Raw genomic sequence first — 233 nt, 5'->3', positions numbered from 1 at the left:
CTACGGGGAGGTGCGAATACCCTTTGATCCGTAGATTTCCGAATGGGGAAACCCACCTAAGGTACTTGGAAAATCAGAGCAGCCGGAAGGTCGCAAGGCCGACTTGCTGCTGTGGTTTCCAAGTATCGATAATAGGTAACTTACCCTGAATACATAGGGGTAAAGTGGCGAACGCGGGGAACTGAAACATCTAAGTACCCGTAGGAAAGGACATCAACCGAGACTCCGGAAGT

General features: G+C 50.2%; 1 rRNA gene. It reads left to right on the top strand.

Features of this window, described 5'->3' with window-relative positions:
* Positions 1-233: ribosomal RNA gene (locus X739_RS136590) — 23S ribosomal RNA — on the top strand; the annotation flags it as partial.

It is taken from the genome of Mesorhizobium sp. LNHC209A00, from assembly GCF_000502915.1.
Taxonomy (GTDB): Bacteria; Pseudomonadota; Alphaproteobacteria; order Rhizobiales; family Rhizobiaceae; genus Mesorhizobium.
Note: the sequence above shows the minus strand (reverse complement) of the source record. Positions and strands in the feature narration are given on the sequence as shown.